A 13,626-nucleotide genomic window follows, 5' to 3' on the forward strand; every position below is an offset into this window, starting at 1 on the left:
GGTTCTCGGGGTGTAGCGGTATCAGCGCACGAGTTCGGCGCGGCGGACGGCCGGGGTGAGGAGCCCGACGGCCGCACCCGTCATGCTGACGGCGCCGAAGGCGAGGAAGACGGGCACGGTGCCGAAGCTGTCGGTCGCGAACCCGAAGAGTGGGTACGCGAGCGGGGCGATGCCCACGCTGCTGAGCGCCATGACCGAGCTGACCCGGCCGAGGTAGGCCGGGTCGGTCGCGCTCTGGATCAGCGCGACCGCCAGTCCCCCGCACACGCCCGCGAACAGGCCCGTGGCTCCCGCGAGGGCGACGGCCGTGACGAGTCCGGGCGCCAGCGCCAGTGAGCCGAGGGCGGCGCTGCCGACGACGAGTGCCGCGATCTGGACCGCCCCGGCGCGCGGCAGCCGGCGGGCGACGGTGAGCAGCAGGGCGCTCGCTCCGGCGCCGACCCCGAAGGCGCCGACGATCCAGCCGACGCCCGAGGGACCCCAGCCGCGCTCGTCGGCGAGGAGGACGAGACCGACGTTCAGCGGCGGGATGGCTCCGAGTTCGCTGAGGGCTCCGGAGAGAACGAGCGGGCCGATCAGAGGATGGCGGCGGATGTGGCGCAGTCCGCCGCGCAACTGCTGCCAGGGGGCTTCGCCGCGGTCCTCGCCGATGCCCCCGGGCAGCGGTGCGATCCGCACCGCGACGAGCAGGACCAGCGAGAGTGCGAACAGGCCGCCGGCGACACCGAAGGCGGCCCCGGGCCCCCCGGTGCCCATCGCGAATCCGGCGAGGGGCGGGCCGGTGGTGGTGCCGACGCGCTGGACGAGGGCGCGCAGTCCCTGGACGCGTACGAGCTGCCCGGCATCGGTGATGCGGGGCGGCAGAGCGCCGACCGCGGGCATGAACAGGGCGTCGACCGCGCCGAAGACGAGGGCCGCGGCGATCAGCAGCCACAGGCCGGGCGTGGCAAGGGTAAGCGCGCCGGCGACGGCGAGGATCACGGCGCAGCGGACGGCGTCGGAGGTGATGACGACCCGGCGCGGGCCGAAACGGTCGGCGATCACTCCCCCGCCGAGCATGAGGAGCGCTCTGGGCACGGCTCCGGCGGCCATCACCATGCCGACCTGGGCAGGCCCGGCAATCTGGGCGGCGGCCCAGCCGAGTGCGAGGAAGTAGATGCTGTCGCCGACGAGGGAGGCGGCGTAGGCGGCGAGCCAGCGCAGGACGTTGCCGTCGCGGTGGGCGGCGGGGGCCGGTATGCGGGGGCTGGACGTCTCGGTCACGGTCGCGGTCACTCGGGCTCCTTCGGGCAGGCGGACGCCGGTGTCGACACGGGGCGTCAGGGGCGGAAGGGGAATCCGTACATGTGGACCGCGACGTGTTCACGCCCGGCCGTGTCACCGCTCTCCTCGGCGGCGCGCCCCCGGTCGGTCCAACGGCGCATCAGCTCGCCGATCTCGTCGGCCATCTCCTGGAGTTCCGCGGAGGTGAGGCGGGGCACGTATTCAGAGCTGAAGGCGGCGTCGGTCCACTCGTCGGGCCAGGCGGCCAGCTGGTCGAGGTAGGCGGCGTACCGCTCGGTGCGGGTGTCGACGAGCCGGCGGATGACGGTGCCGGCGACAGCCGCACCCTCGGGGCCGTCGAAGTCCGAGGTGCGGAAGGTGAATCCCCGCTCGGTGGAGAGACGCCACCAGCGCTCGCGGCCGTCCTTGCCCGCGTCCGGCGCCTCTTCGATGAACCCGTGCTCGGCCATCTTGCGCAGGTGGTAACTGACCAGCGAGACGGCCTCGTCGACCTGGTCGGCGAGGTGGGAGGCAGTGGCCGTGCGGGCCGTATAGAGGGCGCGGTAGAGCTTGATGCGCAGCGGGTGTGTGAAGACCTTGAGGGCCTCGACGTCGGTGATGCGCTGGGTCTCGTGGTCGGCCATGACCCGACCGTAGATACGAAAGAGAAGTTGCGCAATAAGATTTGCGCAACTTCTCTTTCGTATCGCAGGCCCTGATGGGTCAGGGGGCCGGTGTCACCAGCGCACCGGCAGCTTCCGTACGCCCCTGATCAGCATCCCCGGCATCCAGGGGAGGTCCGCCACGTCCGCGTCGAGCGCCAGTCCGGGGAAGCGCTCCAGCAGTCCGCGGATCGCGATGCGCCCTTCGAGCCGGGCCAGCGGCGCGCCGAGGCAGTAGTGCAGACCGTGCCCGAAGGCGATGTGGCCGCGAGCGTCGCGGCGAATGTCGAACCGGTCCGGGTCCTTGAAGCGCGCCGGATCACGGTCGGCGTCCGCCATCGCGATCAGCACGGTGGAGCCCGCCGGGATCGTGACGCCCTCCATCTCCACGTCCGCGAGGGCCAGTCGGTCCGTGCAGGCCTCCACCGGGCCGTCGTAGCGGAGCATCTCCTCGATCGCCCCGTCGAGCAGCGAGAAGTCCGCACGCAGCGCGGCTAGTTGGTCCGGATGCGCGAAGAGCGCGCGCATACCGTTGCCGATGAGGCTGACCGTCGTCTCGTGCCCCGCGATGAGCAACAGGACGGACATCCCGATGAGTTCGTCCGGCGAGAGCCGGTCGCCGCCCTCGTCGACGGCGTGGATCATCGCACTGAGCAGATCCTCACCCGGGTCCCGGCGCTTGGCCGCGATCAGCTCCCGGAGGTAGGCCGTCGTCTCCTGGTAGGCCTGCGCCTCCGCCTCCGGACTGGTGCGCGCCACCATCTCGTTGGACCAGCCGCGGAAGGCGTCGCGGTCCATCCCGGGCACGCCCAGCAGCTCACAGATGACGGTCATGGGCAGCGGAAAGGCGAACGAGGCCACCAGGTCGGCCCGCCGCTCCTCCGTCGCCGTCATGGAGACCAGCAGTTCGTCGGTGATCTGCTGGACGCGCGGGGCGAGCGCCTCGATGCGGCGCGGAGTGAACTCCCGTGCCACCAGCCGCCGCAGGCGGGTGTGGTCCGGCGGGTCGGACATCAGCATGTGCGCGAGCGCCGGCTGGTCCTGGTCCGTGTTCACGATCTGGGTGATGTCACCGGACTTCATCCAGTCCCGGCTCAGCCGGGGATCGGTGAAGGCGGTACGGCACGCCTCGTACCCGACGACGAGCCACAGCTCCTCGCCGTCGGGAGCGCGCACGTGATGGACGGGCCCCTCCGCGCGGAGCCTGGCGTAGACGGGATACGGGTCGCTGACGAAGTGCGGACCGATTTCCGCGAGATCGGCGATGGGCCGGGTCACCATGCTGTTCCCCCTGTTCATCATGGGTCCAACGGCACGCTAACCCGGCCCACAGGAGGGACGGACGCCAGTTTTCGGACAGTTTGTCCTGCGTCTCGGACAGTTCGCCCGGCCTCCCGGACCGTGGTCCCGGACCGTCGCCCGGCGTCAGCGCACGGGGTGACCGGATCCGCGCAGGGCCTCCTTCACCTCGGAGATCCGCAGATCGCCGAAGTGGAAGACGGAGGCCGCGAGGACGGCGTCCGCGCCGGAGTCGACCGCCGGGGCGAAGTCCGCCAGCCGGCCCGCGCCGCCGCTCGCGATCACAGGCACGGTGACATGCCTGCGCACCGCCGCGATCATCTCGGTGTCGTAGCCGTCCTTGGTGCCGTCGGCGTCCATCGAGTTCAGCAGGATCTCGCCCGCCCCCAACTCGGCGGCCCGGTGCGCCCATTCGACGGCGTCGATACCGGTCCCCTCGCGGCCGCCGTGCGTGGTGACCTCGAACGAACCGGACGCGGTACGCCGGGCGTCCACCGACAGCACCAGCACCTGCCGGCCGAAGCGCTCGGCGATCTCACGGATCAGCTCGGGCCGGGCGATCGCCGCCGTGTTGACGCCCACCTTGTCGGCGCCCGCCCGCAGCAGCTTGTCGACATCCTCCGCCGAGCGGACACCGCCGCCGACGGTGAGCGGGATGAAGACCTGCTCGGCGGTGCGCCGCACCACGTCGTACGTCGTCTCCCGGTTGCCCGAGGAAGCCGTGATGTCGAGGAAGGTGAGCTCGTCGGCGCCCTCGGCGTCGTACAGCTTGGCCATCTCGACGGGGTCGCCGGCATCGCGCAGGTTCTGGAAGTTGATCCCCTTGACGACCCGTCCGTTGTCCACGTCCAGACAGGGGATGACACGGACCGCGAGGCTCATCCGGCACCTCCCCGGTACGCCTCGACCTCCACCTCGACGACCAGGCTCGGGTCGACGAAGCCGGAGACGATGAGCATGGACGCGGCGGGGCGGACCTCGCCGAACAGCTCCTTGTGCGCGCGGCCGACGTCCTCCACGTCACGCGCGTGCGTGAGGTACATCCGCGTCCGCACCACGTGCTCCCGGCCGAGGCCGAGTTCCTTCAGCGCGTCGATGGCGACACCGAACGCGGTGACCGCCTGCTCGTAGGGGCCGCCCGCGGAGATCTGGCCGCCGACGGTCGACGTGCAGCCGGAGACGAGGACCAGGCCGGTCGGCAGCTCGACGGCGCGGGAGTAGCCGAAGGACTCCTCCCACGGGTTCTCCGAGGCGAGACGGCGTACGGAATCGGTCATGCCGACACCGCCGCGAGCGCCTCTTCCAGCGTGAACGCCTTGGCGTACAGCGCCTTTCCGACGATCGCGCCCTCGACACCGGCGGGGACCAGCGAGGAGAGGGCCCGCAGATCGTCGAGCGAGGAGACGCCGCCGGAGGCGACGACCGGCTTGTCGGTCGCGGCGCAGACGTTCTTCAGGAGCTCCAGGTTGGGGCCCTGGAGAGTGCCGTCCTTGGCGATGTCGGTGACGACGTACCGCGCGCAGCCCTCGGAGTCGAGGCGGGCCAGCGTCTCGTAGAGGTCGCCGCCGTCGCGCGTCCAGCCGCGGCCGCGCAGGGTCGTGCCCCGGACGTCCAGGCCGACCGCGATCTTGTCGCCGTGCTCGGCGATGACCTTGGCGACCCACTCCGGGGTCTCCAGGGCGGCCGTGCCCAGGTTGACTCGGGTGCAGCCGGTGGCGAGGGCCGCGGCGAGCGAGGCGTCGTCGCGGATGCCGCCGGACAGCTCCACCTTGATGTCCATGGCGCGCGCGACCTCGGCGATCAGCTCGCGGTTGTCGCCGGTGCCGAACGCGGCGTCCAGGTCGACGAGATGCAGCCATTCCGCGCCCGAGCGCTGCCAGGCCAGGGCGGCCTCCAGGGGGGAGCCGTAGGACGTCTCGGTGCCGGACTCGCCGTGCACCAGCCGGACGGCCTGGCCGTCGCGGACGTCGACTGCGGGAAGGAGTTCAAGCTTCGGCATTACAGCGTCTCGATCCAGTTGGTCAGCAGCTGGGCGCCGGCGTCGCCGGACTTCTCGGGGTGGAACTGGGTCGCCCACAGCGCGTTGTTCTCCACGGCGGCCACGAAGCGCTCGCCATGGGTGGCCCAGGTGATCTGGGGGGCGCGGATGGCGGCGTTGGTGACCTCCAGCTCCCACTCGTGCACGGCATAGGAGTGCACGAAGTAGAACCGGGTGTCGTCGTCGGTGCCGGCGAACAGCTTGCTGCCGGCCGGTGCCTCGACGGTGTTCCAGCCCATGTGCGGGACGACGGGCGCCTTGAGCGGGCCGACCGTGCCGGGCCACTCGTCGAGGCCCTCGGTCTCCACACCGTGCTCGATGCCGCGGCCGAACAGGATCTGCATGCCCACGCAGATGCCCATGACGGGGCGGCCGCCGGAGAGCCGGCGGCCGATGATCCAGTCGCCGCGGGCGCGCTTGAGGCCGTCCATGCAGGCGGAGAACGCGCCGACGCCCGGGACGAGGAGTCCGTCGGCGTTCATCGCCGTGTCGAAGTCACGGGTGATCTCGACGTCCGCGCCGACCCGGGCCAGCGCCCGCTCGGCGGAGCGGATGTTGCCGAATCCGTAGTCGAAGACGACGACCTTCTTCGGAGTGCTCATTCCCAGATCCCCTGGATCCGCAGGACACCGGCGACCAGGCACATCGCGGACCCGATACCGAGGAGCACGACGAGGCCCCGGGGCATGTCCTGCTTGATGAAGGAGTACACACCGCCGGCGAGGAAGAGCCCGACGACGATGAGAACGGTGGAGAGGCCGGTCACAGGGCGCCCTTCGTGGACGGGAGGATGCCGGCCGCGCGCGGGTCGCGCTCGGACGCGTAACGCAGGGCGCGGGCCAGCGCCTTGAACTGGCACTCGACGATGTGGTGCGCGTTGCGGCCGTACGGCACGTGCACGTGCAGCGCGATCTGGGCCTGCGCGACGAACGACTCCAGGATGTGCCGGGTCATCGTCGTGTCGTACTCGCCGATCATCGGCGCCATGTTCTCGGGCTCGGTGTGCACGAGGTACGGACGCCCCGACAGGTCCACGGTGACCTGGGCGAGGGACTCGTCCAGCGGCACGGTGCAGTTGCCGAAGCGGTAGATGCCGACCTTGTCGCCGAGCGCCTGCTTGAAGGCGTTGCCGAGCGCGAGTGCGGTGTCCTCGATGGTGTGGTGCGAGTCGATGTGGAGGTCGCCCTCGGTCTTCACGGTGAGGTCGAACAGCCCGTGCCGGCCCAGCTGGTCGAGCATGTGGTCGTAGAAGCCGACCCCGGTCGCGACATCGACCTTCCCGGTGCCGTCGAGGTCGATCTCGACGACGACGGACGTCTCCTTGGTGGTGCGTTCGACCCGTCCTACGCGGCTCATGCGCTCTGCTCCTTCTTGCTGCGTTCCTTCATCAAAGCGCGAACCGCATCGAGGAACGCGTCGTTCTCTTCGGGGGTGCCGGCGGTGACCCGCAGCCATCCGGGTACGCCGTTGTCACGGACCAGGACGCCGTGGTCGAGGATCTGCCGCCAGGCCTCGTGCGCGTCGGGGAACCGTCCGAACTGCACGAAGTTGGCATCGGACTCGGTGACCTCGTACCCGATGGCGAGCAGCTCGGCGACCAGGCGGTCGCGCTCGGTCTTCAGCTGCTCGACGTACCCGAGCAGGGTATCGGTGTGTTCGAGGGCGGCGAGCGCGGTGGCCTGGGTGACGGCCGACAGGTGGTACGGCAGGCGGACCAGCTGGACGGCGTCGACCACGGCGGGATCGGCGGCGAGATAGCCCAGGCGCAGTCCGGCGGCGCCGAAGGCCTTGGACATGGTGCGCGACACCACGAGATTCGGCCGGCCCTCGATCAGCGGCAGCAGCGAGGGGCGGTGGCTGAACTCCACGTACGCCTCGTCGACCACGACCAGGGACGGCTTGGCCGCCTGCGCCGCGTCGTACAGGGCGACGACGGTCTCGGCATCGACCGCGGTGCCCGTGGGGTTGTTGGGCGAGGTGATGAAGACGACGTCCGGCCGGTGCTCGGCGACGGCCTCCCGGGCCGCCGCCACGTCGATGGTGAAGTCGGCTTGGCGCGGGCCGGAGATCCAGGCGGTGCCGGTGCCCCGGGAGATCAGACCGTGCATCGAGTACGAGGGCTCGAAGCCGATGGCGACACGGCCCGGCCCGGCGAAGGTCTGGAGCAGTTGCTGGATGACCTCGTTGGAGCCGTTGGCCGCCCAGACGCCCGCGGCGCCCACCTCGTGCCCGGTGGTGCGGGTGAGATAGCGGGCGAGCTCGGTGCGCAGCTCGACGGCGTCCCGGTCGGGGTAGCGGTTGAGGCCGCGGGCGGCCTCGCGGACCCGCTCGGTGATCCGGTCGACCAGCGCCTCGGGCAGCGGGTAGGGGTTCTCGTTGGTGTTCAGCCGGACGGGCACGTCCAGCTGGGGCGCGCCGTACGGGGACTTGCCGCGCAGCTCGTCCCTGATGGGGAGATCGTCGATGCCGGTCACTTCTGCGGCACCTTCCAGCCGAAACGCGCCTTCATGGCGGCGCCGTGCGCCGGCAGGTCCTCGGCCTCGGCCAGGGTGACCACGTGATGGGTGACCTCGGCGAGGGCGTCGCGGCTGTAGTCCACGATGTGGATGCCGCGCAGGAACGACTGGACGGACAGTCCCGAGGAGTGGCAGGCGCAGCCGCCGGTCGGCAGCACGTGGTTGGAGCCCGCGCAGTAGTCACCGAGGGATACGGGGGCCCAGGGGCCGACGAAGATCGCTCCGGCGTTGCGGACGCGGGCGGCGACCGCGGCGGCGCCAGTGGTCTGGACCTCCAGGTGCTCGGCCCCGTAGGCGTTGACGACCCGCAGACCCGCCTCGATGTCGTCGACCAGGACGATCGCGGACTGCTTGCCCCCCAGGGCCGGCAGGATCCGGTCGACCACGTGCTTGGTGGCCGCGACCTGCGGCTCCAGCTCCTTCTCGACCGCGTCGGCCAGCTCCGGGGAGTCGGTGACCAGCACCGCGGCGGCCATCGGGTCGTGCTCGGCCTGGCTGATCAGGTCGGCGGCGACGTGCACCGGGTCGGCGGTGTCGTCGGCGAGGACCGCGATCTCGGTCGGGCCGGCCTCGGTGTCGATGCCGATGCGTCCGGTGAAGTAGCGCTTGGCGGCGGCGACCCAGATGTTGCCCGGGCCGGTGACCATGTTGGCGGGGGCGCACCCGTCGGGTCCGGAGGTTCCGTACGCGAACATCGCGACGGCCTGGGCGCCGCCGGCCGCGTACACCTCGTCGATGCCGAGCAGCGCGCACGCGGCCAGGATCGTCGGGTGCGGACGGCCGCCGGCCGGGTCACCGTCGAAGCGGGGCCTCTGCGGAGGGGAGGCGAGCGCGATCGACTCGACGCCCGCTTCCTGCGCCGGCACGACGTTCATGATCACGGAGGAGGGATAGACGGAACGGCCGCCCGGGGCATAGAGCCCGACGCGCTCGACGGGCACCCACTTCTCGGTGACCGTGCCGCCGGGGACGACCTGGGTGATGTGCTCGGCGCGGCGCTGCGCCCGGTGCACGATCCGGGCGCGCCGGATCGACTCCTCCAGCGCGGCCCTGACCTCGGGGTCGAGCTGCTCCAGCGCCTCGGTGAGCGCGGCGCGGGGCACCCGCACCTGCGTCAGCGTGACGCCGTCGAACTTCTCCGCGTAGTCGATCAGCGCCGCCGTGCCCCGATGATGCACGTCCTCGCAGATGGGCCGCACCTTCTCCAGGGCGGCTTCCACGTCGAACTCGGCACGGGGCAACAGGTCACGCAGAGCAGCGCCCTCGGGGAGGGCGTCGCCGCGCAGATCGATTCGAGAGATCACGCAGACAATTCTCTCAGACCGGGTCCGGCCTCCGATCGTCCGTATCAATGGCTGATACACGCCACTCTTTTTGACCATGACCACATGCGTTCAGTTGGTTACTCAGCGGGAAGAACAGCTGTACGAGCCAAGGAAGCGGAGGAGCGGCAGTGACCGAGCCGCTGGACGACGGTCCTCCCGACGGGCTGAGCCCGCCCGAGGAACGCATGTGGAACGCCTTCCGGAACGGAAGCACATACGACCTGAGCGATCCCAATCCCCTGTTGAACGACCCCTTCTCGCCACGCCCCTGGGGTCCCGACCGCAGTGTCCGCGCGTCGATCGTCGCCCGGCTGCTGCTGAGCGGACCGACCGCCCGCCCCGGACGGGTGGCCGCGCTGAAGCTGCGCGGGATCCAGATCACCGGCACCCTCAAGCTCGCCGGCGGCAGCATCGCCCCGTACGTCGAGCTGAACGGCTGCCGCTTCGAGAACGAACTGCTCATGCCCGAGGCGCATTTCACCACCGTGCGCATGGTCGGCTGCGCCATCCCGCGGATCGAGGCGGCCCGGCTGCGCACCGAGGGCGATCTCCACCTGCCGCGCTGCCGCGTCGAGCACGGCATCCGGCTCACGGACGCCCAGATCGGCACCGACCTGCTGATCAACCAGATCCATGTGCGGCCCGACCGCAGGGGCCGGGCGATCACCGCGGACGGCATGTCGGTCGCGCAGGACTTACAGGCGGAACTGATAGAGACCTACGGCGAGTTCAGCCTGCGCGGCGCGAAGGTCGGCGTCTCGCTCAGCCTGCGCGGCAGCAGACTGCGGGCCGCGGGCGAGCGCCGGGCGCTGAACGCACCCCAGCTCAGCGTGGAGCGGACGCTCTACATGACGGGCGCGTGGGTCAGCGAGGCCACCGGCAACCAGGGCGCCACTCCCCCGTTCGGCACCCCTCGGGGCAGCACCGCGGGGCGCGGGACGAGACTTCAGCCGTTCGAGTGCCGGGGCGGGGTGCGTCTTGATGACGGCCGGTTCGGTGACGCGATCGATCTGAACCGTGCGCGGTTCGTGCTGAACGCGCGCGAGGAGCTGTCACTGCGCCGGATCGTGACACCCGAGCTGCGGTTCAGCGCCGAGCGCCCCGAGGAGGGCCGGGTCGTGCTGAACGGCGCGAAGGTCGTCACCCTGATCGACATGGCGGTCAGCTGGCCGGGCCCGGGAGGACTCGCGATGGGCGGGTTCGTCTACGAGAACCTCGTCCCGTACGAGGAGTTTCCGCTGAGCAGACGGCTGGAATGGGTGGCCTCGGCGACCCCCGAGTACTCCCCCGAGCCGTACGAACGCCTCGCGACCGTGCTGCGCAACAGCGGCGAGGACGAGGACGCCCGGGAGGTGCTGCTGGCCAAGCAGCGCAGACGCCGCGAGACGCTGCCCCTGGCCGGAAAGCTGTGGGGTCTGCTCCAGGACTGGACGGTGGCGTACGGCTACCGGCCAGGACGGGCCGCGCTGTGGATGGCGGTCCTGTGGGCGGCCGGCACGGTCGCCTTCTCCCAGGTGGAACCGGCGCCGATCAAGTCCGGGGAGCATCCGGAGTGGAACGCCCCGTTGTACGCGCTGGATCTGCTCGTGCCGGTGATCAATCTCGGCCAGGACGGCTACTGGCTGCTTGACAGCCGCTGGCAGTGGGCCGCCGCCGCGCTGGTGCTGTTGGGGTGGATTCTCGCCACGACGGTCGCGGCCGGCGCGTCCCGTCTCCTGCGGCGCGGCTGAGTCACTTTCTTTACGCTCTCTTGGCTTCCGTCAGGACAACCATCCGGCCGCCACCAAAGCTTCACAGCAATCCTCTGGCGCCGCCCCCACCTGCGGTTTTCAATGGTCCGCACCATGTCATTGCTTCGAGTCCTGATGCGCACCGCACGGAGGGTCCGCACCGCCCCGCGGATCGCCCACGGTCTGCCGCCCGACCAGGCGGTTCTGCTCGACGCGCCCGACGAACGGCTCAGCCCTGCCCTCGTGGCGGCAGCGTTCGGGGAGTGGGAACCGGCCGCCAAACTGCTCGCGACCACACGGGAATCAGCCGATTGGGAGGACCGGGACCGCTACGTTCTGCGGCTCGCCGCCTTCGCCCTGAACCGGGACGAATGGCTCACCTCCTGGCTCGCCGTCGCGCCTCGCGACCCGGACGCGCTGGTCCTCAAGGCGGAGCTGGCCGTCCGCAGGGCCTGGGAGTCACCGGCGCGCGCCGAGCGGCTGCGCGAGGTCGGCCCGCTGCTGGACGCGGCGGCGGAGGCGGACCCGGACGACCCGGTGCCGTGGCGGATCGCCCTGGACCACGCGCGGGGGACCCATGCCACGCACACGGCCTTCGAGTCGCTGTGGGAGCAGGCCGTCCGCCGCTCCTCGCACCACTACGGATGCCACGTCGCGGCCCTGCAGTACCTGTCCGCCCAGTGGTACGGCTCGCACCGCGAGTGCTTCGACTTCGCCGAGCAGGCCGCGGCCGACGCACTGCCCGGGTCCCTGGTGCAGGCCCTGCCGGTGCGGGCGGCCTTCGCGCAACTGCTGAGCGGTGACACCAATTCCGTCCAGGACGACCGGATCGACGCGGCGGCCGATCTCGCGGTCGCCCTCTCGGCGGACTACGAGCCCGGCGACCCGTGGCCCGCGGAGGTCCGCAACCTGACGGCGTACGTGCTGGCGGGGCGGCGGCGCTGGGAACCCGCGCTGGAACAGTTCCGGCTCATCGGGCCGTATGCCACATCCTTCCCGTGGAACCACCTCTCGGACGATCCGCTCGGCCGGTTCCTCGACGCACGGGACGCGGTACGGCTGCAGATCGCCTCCTCGAGACCTCTGCGGGCAAGGGCCGGACGAAGCGGGTCCGCGGACCATTAGGCTTGACCGTTGTGACCACCGCACGTCTCCCTCTCTTCCCGCTCAACTCGGTGCTGTTCCCGGGTCTCGTCCTGCCCCTGAACGTGTTCGAGGAGCGCTATCGCGCCCTCATGCGCGAACTGCTGAAGACGGACGAGTCCGAGCCGCGCCGCTTCGCCGTGGTCGCCATCCGCGACGGCCGGGAGGTCGCGCCGACGCTGCCCGGGATGCCGGACCAGACCGCTGTGCTTGAGCGCGGCCCCACGGCGGGCTTCGGCGACGATCCCGTCCAGGCCTTCCACCCCGTGGGCTGCATCGCCGACGCCGCCACCATCCGTGAGCGCGACGACGGCAGCTTCGAGGTGCTCGCCACCGGTACGACCCGGATCCGGCTGCTCTCGGTCGACGCGAGCGGCCCTTTTCTGACGGCCGAGGTGGAGGAGCTCCCGGAAGAGACCGGGGACGGCGCGGGAGCGCTCGCCGAGGGTGTGCTGCGGGCCTTCCGCAGCTACCAGAAGCGGCTGGCGGGGGCCCGCGAGCGCTCGCTGTCCACGGGAGCGGACCTGCCCGACGAGCCGTCGGTGGTGTCCTATCTGGTCGCGGCGGCGGCCGTGCTGGACACCCCCGCGAAGCAGCGGCTCCTGGAGGCGAAGGACACCGCGGCGCGGCTGCGCGAGGAACTGACGCTGCTGCGCGCGGAGACCGCGGTGATCCGGCATCTTCCGTCGCTGCCCGCGGTCGATCTGACGCGGGCGCCGACGAGCCCCAACTGAACAGGAGCCCCTCGACGTGGCGAAGAAGCCCAGGAAACCGGGCGGCACGCCCGCGACGGTCGCGCTGACCGCGGCGGGCACGGAGTTCACCGTGCACGAGTACGCCCACGACCCGGCGTCCGCGTCGTACGGCGAGGAGGCGGCCGAGGCGCTCGGTGTCTCCCCCGACCGGGTCTTCAAGACGCTTGTCGCGGACGTCGACGGCGAACTGACGGTCGCGGTGGTGCCGGTGGCGGGCAAACTGGATCTCAAGGCCCTGGCCACGGCGGTCGGCGGCAAACGCGCGACGATGGCGGACCCGGCGGCTGCGGAACGCACGACGGGTTACGTCCGTGGCGGGATCTCGCCGCTGGGCCAGCGCAAGCGCCTGACCACCGTGCTGGACGAGTCGGCGGCCGGCCACCCCACGATCTGTGTCTCGGCGGGCCGCCGCGGCCTGGAGGTCGAGCTCTCCCCGTCGGACCTGGCGGCCCTCACCTCCGCGGTGCTGGCACCGATCGGCCGCGCGTAGGGGCTCGACGGCAGGGGCCTCCTCGACCAGGTCCTGTCCTGGCGATCTTCGAGGATCAGCCTGTGGCGTCAGATGCGGCGCATCGCACGGCGAAGGATCGTCCTCGTACTGGGCGTACTCGGGCGACTCCGACAACACAGCGTGGGGGCGCCTCCCGTGCCCGAAGGGCTACGGGGGAGTGCCGTAGCTGTCGTCACAGGCCCGACAAGATCGCCCGGACAGGGCCTCGGACCATCCGTACGCGGAAGTCCGATGTGGAGGTACGTCCTCATGTCCAAACGCACCCGCAAGCGCAAGTGGCGCACCCGTAAGTCCAACCACGGCCACCGCCCGGCGTGACGGTCGCGCCCGTGCCGCGGAGGGTGGCCCTCACGGGGGCCCTTCGCGGCGCGGGCGCGCTGCGGC

Annotated in this window: 15 protein-coding genes; 4 read left to right on the forward strand and 11 right to left on the reverse strand. The window is 71.2% G+C overall.

Annotated elements, in window-relative coordinates; all coding sequences use genetic code 11:
* Positions 1 to 21 precede the first annotated feature (21 nt).
* The 11 genes from OHA05_RS08910 to hisD form a co-directional block, all read right to left on the reverse strand.
* Positions 22 to 1,275 (reverse strand): MFS transporter, encoded by a 1,254-nt coding sequence (locus tag OHA05_RS08910; RefSeq protein ID WP_328860250.1) that lies wholly within the window; start codon positions 1,273 to 1,275, stop codon positions 22 to 24.
* A gap of 44 nt (positions 1,276 to 1,319) precedes the next feature.
* Complete coding sequence (locus OHA05_RS08915) at positions 1,320 to 1,907, reverse strand: helix-turn-helix domain-containing protein (RefSeq protein WP_313946908.1); 588 nt, start codon at positions 1,905 to 1,907, stop codon at positions 1,320 to 1,322.
* Positions 1,908 to 2,000: 93 nt separating this feature from the next.
* Positions 2,001 to 3,206, reverse strand: a complete 1,206-nt coding sequence (locus tag OHA05_RS08920) for a cytochrome P450 family protein (protein WP_328860251.1) — start codon at positions 3,204 to 3,206, stop codon at positions 2,001 to 2,003.
* Between the two features lie 144 nt (positions 3,207 to 3,350).
* Entirely contained in the window at positions 3,351 to 4,106 is a 756-nt protein-coding gene (gene hisF, locus OHA05_RS08925) for an imidazole glycerol phosphate synthase subunit HisF (protein WP_313946906.1), read from the reverse strand.
* On the reverse strand, positions 4,103 to 4,501 hold the full coding sequence (locus tag OHA05_RS08930; RefSeq protein WP_313946905.1) for a RidA family protein: 399 nt from the start codon (positions 4,499 to 4,501) through the stop codon (positions 4,103 to 4,105). The genes hisF and OHA05_RS08930 overlap by 4 nt, the downstream gene beginning before the upstream one ends.
* A complete protein-coding gene (priA, locus tag OHA05_RS08935) occupies positions 4,498 to 5,223 on the reverse strand; it encodes a bifunctional 1-(5-phosphoribosyl)-5-((5-phosphoribosylamino)methylideneamino)imidazole-4-carboxamide isomerase/phosphoribosylanthranilate isomerase PriA (RefSeq protein ID WP_313946904.1) in 726 nt (241 codons plus the stop codon). The genes OHA05_RS08930 and priA overlap by 4 nt, the downstream gene beginning before the upstream one ends.
* Positions 5,223 to 5,864, reverse strand: a complete 642-nt coding sequence (hisH, locus tag OHA05_RS08940) for an imidazole glycerol phosphate synthase subunit HisH (protein ID WP_313946903.1) — start codon at positions 5,862 to 5,864, stop codon at positions 5,223 to 5,225. The genes priA and hisH overlap by 1 nt, the downstream gene beginning before the upstream one ends.
* Positions 5,861 to 6,028, reverse strand: coding sequence for a hypothetical protein (locus OHA05_RS08945; RefSeq protein WP_313946902.1), 168 nt, complete (start codon positions 6,026 to 6,028; stop codon positions 5,861 to 5,863). Before OHA05_RS08945 ends, hisH begins: the two co-directional genes overlap by 4 nt.
* Positions 6,025 to 6,618 carry an imidazoleglycerol-phosphate dehydratase HisB gene (gene hisB, locus OHA05_RS08950; protein WP_313946901.1) on the reverse strand — a complete coding sequence of 198 codons (594 nt, stop codon included), beginning with the start codon at positions 6,616 to 6,618 and terminating at the stop codon, positions 6,025 to 6,027. The genes OHA05_RS08945 and hisB overlap by 4 nt, the downstream gene beginning before the upstream one ends.
* On the reverse strand, positions 6,615 to 7,736 hold the full coding sequence (locus OHA05_RS08955) for a histidinol-phosphate transaminase (RefSeq protein WP_328860252.1): 1,122 nt from the start codon (positions 7,734 to 7,736) through the stop codon (positions 6,615 to 6,617). Before OHA05_RS08955 ends, hisB begins: the two co-directional genes overlap by 4 nt.
* On the reverse strand, positions 7,733 to 9,082 hold the full coding sequence (gene hisD / locus OHA05_RS08960) for a histidinol dehydrogenase (RefSeq protein ID WP_313946899.1): 1,350 nt from the start codon (positions 9,080 to 9,082) through the stop codon (positions 7,733 to 7,735). Before hisD ends, OHA05_RS08955 begins: the two co-directional genes overlap by 4 nt.
* Positions 9,083 to 9,231: 149 nt before the next feature.
* On the opposite strand from hisD, the gene OHA05_RS08965 reads away from it, so the two are divergent.
* The 4 genes from OHA05_RS08965 to ybaK all read left to right on the forward strand — a co-directional run bounded on the left by OHA05_RS08965 (position 9,232) and on the right by ybaK (position 13,221).
* Positions 9,232 to 10,833: an oxidoreductase gene (locus OHA05_RS08965; RefSeq protein WP_328860253.1), complete on the forward strand. Its 1,602-nt coding sequence runs from the start codon at positions 9,232 to 9,234 to the stop codon at positions 10,831 to 10,833.
* 102 nt (positions 10,834 to 10,935) lie between these two features.
* Positions 10,936 to 11,958 (forward strand): hypothetical protein, encoded by a 1,023-nt coding sequence (locus tag OHA05_RS08970; protein WP_313946897.1) that lies wholly within the window; start codon positions 10,936 to 10,938, stop codon positions 11,956 to 11,958.
* 11 nt (positions 11,959 to 11,969) lie between these two features.
* Positions 11,970 to 12,710, forward strand: a complete 741-nt coding sequence (locus OHA05_RS08975; RefSeq protein WP_328860254.1) for an LON peptidase substrate-binding domain-containing protein — start codon at positions 11,970 to 11,972, stop codon at positions 12,708 to 12,710.
* A 16-nt stretch (positions 12,711 to 12,726) separates the two neighbouring features.
* Entirely contained in the window at positions 12,727 to 13,221 is a 495-nt protein-coding gene (gene ybaK / locus OHA05_RS08980; RefSeq protein ID WP_328860255.1) for a Cys-tRNA(Pro) deacylase, read from the forward strand.
* Positions 13,222 to 13,626: the final 405 nt, after the last annotated feature.

The sequence above is a fragment of the Streptomyces sp. NBC_00306 genome, from assembly GCF_036169555.1.
In the GTDB taxonomy this organism is placed as follows: Bacteria; Actinomycetota; Actinomycetes; order Streptomycetales; family Streptomycetaceae; genus Streptomyces; species Streptomyces achmelvichensis.